The sequence below is a fragment of the Methylobacterium sp. genome (genome assembly GCF_019745455.1).
GTDB lineage: Bacteria > Pseudomonadota > Alphaproteobacteria > Rhizobiales > Beijerinckiaceae > Methylobacterium.
The window spans coordinates 47,401-53,407 of the sequence record NZ_JAIETD010000043.1; the positions used below are offsets into that span (position 1 = coordinate 47,401).

7 protein-coding genes are annotated in these 6,007 nt (G+C 64.6%); 5 read left to right on the plus strand and 2 right to left on the minus strand.

Annotated features, from left to right (window positions below):
- Positions 1–385 precede the first annotated feature (385 nt).
- Positions 386–1,891, plus strand: coding sequence for an exopolysaccharide biosynthesis polyprenyl glycosylphosphotransferase (locus tag K2Y56_RS10830; protein WP_292507388.1), 1,506 nt, complete (start codon positions 386–388; stop codon positions 1,889–1,891).
- 8 nt (positions 1,892–1,899) lie between these two features.
- On the opposite strand, the gene K2Y56_RS10835 is transcribed toward K2Y56_RS10830, so the two are convergent.
- Entirely contained in the window at positions 1,900–2,379 is a 480-nt protein-coding gene (locus K2Y56_RS10835) for a Fur family transcriptional regulator (RefSeq protein ID WP_292507389.1), read from the minus strand.
- 126 nt (positions 2,380–2,505) lie between these two features.
- Here K2Y56_RS10835 and K2Y56_RS10840 point away from each other — a divergent pair, with 126 nt between their 5' ends.
- The 3 genes from K2Y56_RS10840 to K2Y56_RS10850 are packed head-to-tail and all read left to right on the plus strand — an operon-like array spanning position 2,506 to position 4,351.
- Entirely contained in the window at positions 2,506–2,637 is a 132-nt protein-coding gene (locus K2Y56_RS10840; protein WP_292507390.1) for a hypothetical protein, read from the plus strand.
- An 8-nt stretch (positions 2,638–2,645) separates the two neighbouring features.
- On the plus strand, positions 2,646–3,488 hold the full coding sequence (locus tag K2Y56_RS10845) for an ABC transporter ATP-binding protein (RefSeq protein ID WP_292507391.1): 843 nt from the start codon (positions 2,646–2,648) through the stop codon (positions 3,486–3,488).
- Positions 3,489–3,526: 38 nt separating this feature from the next.
- Complete coding sequence (locus K2Y56_RS10850; RefSeq protein ID WP_292507397.1) at positions 3,527–4,351, plus strand: metal ABC transporter permease; 825 nt, start codon at positions 3,527–3,529, stop codon at positions 4,349–4,351.
- A gap of 22 nt (positions 4,352–4,373) precedes the next feature.
- Here the strand turns inward: K2Y56_RS10850 and K2Y56_RS10855 are convergent, their stop codons facing one another.
- On the minus strand, positions 4,374–4,973 hold the full coding sequence (locus K2Y56_RS10855) for an exopolysaccharide biosynthesis protein (protein WP_292507392.1): 600 nt from the start codon (positions 4,971–4,973) through the stop codon (positions 4,374–4,376).
- A 505-nt stretch (positions 4,974–5,478) separates the two neighbouring features.
- On the opposite strand from K2Y56_RS10855, the gene bcsS reads away from it, so the two are divergent.
- Positions 5,479–6,007 (plus strand): cellulose biosynthesis protein BcsS (gene bcsS / locus K2Y56_RS10860; RefSeq protein WP_366848613.1); only part of this gene is annotated, 529 nt, incomplete at its 3' end.

Here is a 6,007-nt window from a genome sequence, read left to right on the forward strand (position 1 = left end):
CTACGTAGCGAGTTCAGCTGCGGCAGCCGTTACGGCGCCAGCATGGCGACTGCGATTGCTCCATGCCGTCGCTGCTCGGCTGCCGATCATAAGTCGGTGCGGTAGAACACCTCACCTTGAGCTTTGCCTGAACCCAGCAGACCACCGAGAGCTTTCGTCATACCAGGCAGAGACGATCTCGCATTCAGTGTCTGATCGATCAAATGATCAGGAACAACGACGTTTCGCCGCAACGATCGTCGTCCTACTCGCTGTAGACATGCTTACCTGCGATGCCGGTTGATGAGGTGCGGGAATTGCTCGCTAGTTCGAGCAAATGGCGATCGAACGAGTCGATCGGTCAATTTGACACATAATCCGGCTCGAGACGGTACACATCAGTCTTATGCTCCAGGAACCGCCTCCGAAAGTCTATCAGAAGCTGACGGCTGCCCCCGGTCGCCGACGCGATGTATGGTCAGCGTTGATGCCGCGGCGAAGCCGCGCCATGTTCAGGCTCGGAATTTCAGGCGCGGCGGCGGCAGCGGATCTCGCGACGATCCTGGGCTCCGCCTATGCCGTCGATCTCGTCTACTGTTATGCCTACGGCCGACCGATGCTGCCGGTCGGCACCGGCACCGGCCTCCAGATCGCGGCCTTGCTGAGCCTGATCATTCTTCTCACCAACATGGTACGCGACGATTACAGCATCGAGTCGCAGATCGCGCGCGGGCCATACCTACGCCGTACAGCGACGCTCTGGCTCCTCGCCTGGGTGGCTGCGCTTGTCGTCGGTTTCGCAACCAAGGCATCGAACGACCTCTCCCGCATCGTCTCGCTCGGCGTCTTCCTGACGGGCCTGCCTACCCTCCTCCTCGTCCGTATCGGCATGGTAACGCTTCTGCGCCGGGGCATCACCAGAGCCTCGGCATCCGCGAATCGCGTCCACCTCGTCGGCTACGATGAGGACATCGCGCGATTTCACGCGCACAACGATACGGCGGAGCTAGGACTTCGAATCATCGGCACGAGCTTCCTGCGCATGCCAGATCCCGAAGCCGACGAGCTTTCCCGTGCGGCGCAGGTTGGCGAGGACCTCGACCTCGCGGTTTCCGTCGTCAGATTCCTGCAGCCCGACGACATCTTCATCCTCGTGCCATGGACCGACGCAGCCGATATCGAGCGCTGCATCGACGCATTTCTGCGGGTGCCCGCCGCGCTGCATCTTCGGCCGGGGCAGATGATGGAGCGCTTCCCGGACCTTCAGGTCGGAAGAGTCGGTCGCCTGTCGGGCATCCGCATCGGGCGCAAACCCCTCCAGGCAGGCGAGATTTTCCTTAAACGGACGATGGATCTCGGCCTGTCGCTCCTGGCGTTGGTGATGCTCGCGCCGCTTTTCATCGCAGTGGCGATCTTGATCAAGCTCGACAGTCCCGGCCCGGTCTTCTTCCGGCAGCGTCGCTACGGCTTCAATCAGCAGGCCTTCGGCGTCTACAAGTTCCGCAGCATGAAGACCGAGGGCGGAGCCACGTTCAAGCAGGCGTCGCGCAACGACAGCCGGATCACCCGCGTCGGCGCGGTCCTGCGCCGATCGAACATCGACGAACTGCCCCAGTTGTTCAACGTCGTGCTCGGTGAGATGTCGCTCGTCGGCCCCCGCCCCCATGCGGTTGCCCATGATCGCAGCTTCGAACGCCGTATCGCGCTCTATGCCAGGCGCCACAACGTCAAGCCGGGGATCACCGGCTGGGCGCAGGTCAACGGCCTGCGCGGCGAGACACTCACCGATCTCGACATGGAGCGGCGGGTCGCCCATGACTTGCACTACATCGACAATTGGTCGGTCTGGTTCGACCTTCAGATCCTGGTCCAGACCGTGGTCTCGCCGCGCGCCTACCTCAACGCCTATTAGGCGCGGGGTCAGCCCTCCTGGGCGAGGCAGGCGCCGCACTGGCCTTCGACTTCGAGAATTCGGCTCGACGGCTTGAAACCGGATCGCGCCAGCGTGGTGTCGAGCGCGTTCTCGACGGCCGGCGCCGTGGTCTCGTCGATGCCGCCGCAACTCCGGCAGATCAGGAAGACGAGCTTGGCCGCCTTGCCGTGATCATGGCCGCAGGAGACGAAGGCATTGCGGCTCGCAATTCGATGGACCAGACCATGCTCGCCGAGGAAGTCCAGAGCGCGATAGACCGAGACCGCGGCAACCCGCTTCCCCTGGGCGCTCAGGCGTTCGGTGATGTCGTACGCGCCCATCGGACGAGGCTCCGAGGCAATCGTCGAGAGGACATCGCGGCGAAGTCGCGTGAACTGCAGGTCGCGGTCACGGCAGAGGCGCTCGGCGCGCTCCACGACGTCGCCGTGACAACCCGCCTCCGATGCTCCGCTGACATGGTCGTGCATCGCGTTGTCCCCGAAACCCCGTCTGTCCAGGCCTGCATCCGACGCGGATTGAACGTCGTCGGTGTTACAGTGTATCACCCGCAGACCATAAGCCGGCGGTTCCGTTCGGGCAATTCCATCGTGCACATGACCCGAACCCGCGAAGTGATCACCATTCCACGCCGCTCCCTGTTCCAGGCGAGCGCCGTCCTCCGTTTCATCGCTGCCGCCTTGCTGACGGGGCTCCTCTGGGCCGCCATCCTGTGGGCGTCGCAGTGAGTGCCGCGATGGGTCTGCGCCAGCCACCGGGCACCATCGGCCTGCGGGGCGTGACGCTCGGCTACGACCGCCATCCGGCGGTGCACCACCTCGATGGCGAAATATGCGGCGGCGACCTCCTCGCCCTGGTGGGACCGAACGGCGCCGGCAAGTCGACACTGCTCAAGGGCATCATCGGAGAGATTGGCTGCCTCGACGGGTCGATCGAGCGGGCGGAGCCGGCCGGCGCCATCGCCTACCTGCCCCAGGCCGCCGAAATCGACCGGAGCTTCCCGCTCTCGGTCCTCGACCTCGCCGCGATGGGTCTTTGGCGCAGGTTCGGCTCCTGGCGCAGCCTTCGTCGCAACCGCAGTGAATTGTTCGAGGCACTCCATGCCGTCGGCCTCAATGGCTTCGAGGATCGTTCGATCGGGACCCTGTCAGGCGGCCAGTTTCAGCGTGCCCTGTTCGCGCGGCTGATCCTTCAGGACGCATCTGTCATCCTTCTCGACGAGCCGTTCTCGGGGGTCGACGGCCGGACGACGCAGGATCTCCTCGCGCTGATCCGGTCCTGGCACCGCCAAGGCCGGACCATCGTGGCGGCTTTGCACGATCTTGCGCAGGTTGCCGAGCACTTCCCGATCACGCTGCTTCTCGCCCGGGAACCCGTTGCCTGGGGACCGACCGCGGCCGTCCTGACCCCCTCGAATCTCGGGCGTGCCCAGAGCCTGTCGGAAGCATGGGACGAGGACGCGCCTGTCTGCGCCAGGGAAGACGGCCACGGCTCGAGGGCGCCGACGGGCTCCGGCCACAGCCATGATCATGCCCATGGCGCTCATGATCATGGCCATAGTCACGGAAGGCCGGTGTGATCGATTTCGTCTTCGGACCATTCCTTGAATTCGCGTTCATGCGGCGCGCGCTCGTCGGGTGCTTCGCGCTCTCGCTCTCGGCTCCGCCCATCGGCGTCTTCCTCATGCTGCGCCGCATGAGCCTGATGACCGAGGCGATGAGCCACGCCATCCTGCCGGGCGCGGCCGTCGGGTTCCTCGTCGCAGGCCTCTCGCTTCCGGCGATGACTCTAGGCGGCCTCGCCGCCGGGCTCGCGGTCGCCCTGCTCGCCGGCTTCGTGACGCGCTCGACGGTCATCAAGGAGGATGCGAGCCTCGCCGCCTTTTATCTGATATCCCTCGCCGCGGGGGTGCTGCTGGTCTCGCTGCGCGGCTCGCAGGTCGACTTGCTCCACATTTTGTTCGGGAGCGTACTGGCGCTCGACGATCCGGCCCTGCTGCTCCTCGGCGGCATCGCGACGGTCACGCTGTTCGCGCTGGCGGCCCTCTATCGGCCGCTGGTGATGGAATGCGTCGATCCGCTCTTCCTGCGCAGCGTCAGCGGCGTCGGCGGCCCCGTCCATTACGCCTTCCTCGGCCTCGTCGTGATGAACCTCGTCGGCGGCTTCCAGGCTCTCGGGACGCTGCTCGCCGTGGGTCTGATGCTGCTGCCGGCGATCAGTGCGCGGCTATGGGCCACAGACCTGAGCGGACTGATCCCGGTTTCCATGCTGCTGGCGATGGCGGCCAGCCTGTCCGGGCTCATCCTGTCGTACCACGCCGATCTGCCGACAGGTCCGGCGATCGTCCTCTCAGCGGGTGCGCTCTACGTCGTCTCCCTGCTCGTCGGCACCCGCGGCGGGCTGCTGCGCCGTCTCATGCGCAGGAGGCACCTCGCCGCCTGACGGGCTCTCACTCGGGGCGATTTCAGAGGTTGAAGAGACTCATGATGCCGGAGACGACGGCGTAGACGAAGCCCGCATTGAGCAGCACTCCGAGCACGCCGATCCCGAGGCCGACCATCACCAGAAGGCCGTCGCGCTCGACCAGGCCGAGGCCGACGAGGCAGATGGCGATGCCGAGGGGAATCTGGCCGATGAACGGTGCCGCCACGATCAGGGCGAGTGACAACGTCAACACGATGAGGCCGACGGTTCGCATGCCGAGCGGCGTCTCGAACAGGCTGAGTCGCGGACGCGACCATCTCTCCAGGCGCTTGAGCAGCGGGACGGCTCGCTTGGCCGCACGCTCAACGTCACTCCGGGCCACGGATCGGGCGAGCAGCATCTTGGGAAGCCAGGGTGAGGCCATCCCCGCCATGATCTGACAGGCGACGAGCAGCAGCAGGAAACCGCAGACGAGCGGGATAGGCGGCGGCATCGGCAGGCAGTTGGGCAAGCCGAGGATGACGATCAGGAGCGCGAAGGCACGATCCCGGAGGACCGCTACGATATCGCCCACCGTCAGCCGGTCGGATTCCTGCGCGGCCAGGACAGTCAGGACATCGGAGGTTCGTGCTGAAGACAAGAAATGTTGGCCGTCGGCTGCTGTCCCGGGCCGGGCTCTATCCTAGTCCCGGCGTAGCGCCAAGCGCGGCGAAGTGCGGGCCTTCGACGAAACGCGATTCTGACGGTGTCGCTCCATCGTTCCGCTGGTATGTTTGCCAGATGAACCTAAGGTAATGAGTTTCCATCTAACCAACTTAGAAGATTGTCTTCGCCGTCATGCTGCGAAACAGCGGGAACAAGTCCGTCATCGTCCACACATTATGTGGCATTGTTTATGGTTGTTTTACATATCAAGATGCAATCCTGGGATGGGCGGATAAAGTTTCCCCTTACGCGACAGGGGAATCACCTTGGTTGGACCGCGGATCCGCCGCAGCATCGATTCATCGGTCCTGGTAGCGGCGGCGTTCCGGGCATTCTGCGTCTGTGCGGCTGCGAAGGGTGCCAGCGCTCAGGACCACGCGTCCTCCTCAGTGATCTTCGGGAGCCTGGATGCAGCGCCATCGGCCTTCGCCACTGCCGGCGTGAAGGTTGGATTGAACCGCATCGACCGCGAGGGTCTCGCCGTTCTGCTCAGTGGCGGTGGAGGCTTCCGGTCTGAAAGGTTATCGTTCGGCGGTTCTCGTCCGTCTCCTATCCTCACGCGCTGGACCGGGGCAGGCGCCGCTGTCGTCGGCTACCAGTGGTTTCGGGATTGGGGAGTAATGGCCCTCTTTGCCGGCCCGGAAAGTGCGATCGAGGCCTTATCGGGCGGGGGCGTGTTGAGGACGTTGCCAACGCGGCTCGGGCTTCGCCTGCACGCGGAACTCTGGGCTCGGCCGAGCGCCGAGACATTGCTCACCGGAACGGCGATTGCCGGATCCGCTCGTGGGGATCTGTGGGCGCGCCTTTCTTACGGGGTACGGATCCGGGGCACCTATTTCGGTCCTGAAGCGGCCGTCTACACCGACGGGACAGGCTATGAAAAATGGAGCGTTGGCCTTCACGCCACCGACCTCCCGCTCGGTGACATCCGGTTGCGCCTCTCGGCTGGATATCTCACCGAGACGAAAT

What these genes read in the sequence shown, in the direction of transcription:
- K2Y56_RS10830 (WP_292507388.1), top strand. Translation starts at nt 386, where the DNA reads ATGCTCCAGGAACCGCCTCCGAAAGTCTATCAGAAGCTGACGGCTGCC.
- K2Y56_RS10835 (WP_292507389.1), bottom strand. Translation starts at nt 2,379, where the DNA reads ATGCACGACCATGTCAGCGGAGCATCGGAGGCGGGTTGTCACGGCGAC.
- K2Y56_RS10840 (WP_292507390.1), top strand. Translation starts at nt 2,506, where the DNA reads ATGACCCGAACCCGCGAAGTGATCACCATTCCACGCCGCTCCCTGTTC.
- K2Y56_RS10845 (WP_292507391.1), top strand. Translation starts at nt 2,646, where the DNA reads ATGGGTCTGCGCCAGCCACCGGGCACCATCGGCCTGCGGGGCGTGACG.
- K2Y56_RS10850 (WP_292507397.1), top strand. Translation starts at nt 3,527, where the DNA reads ATGCGGCGCGCGCTCGTCGGGTGCTTCGCGCTCTCGCTCTCGGCTCCG.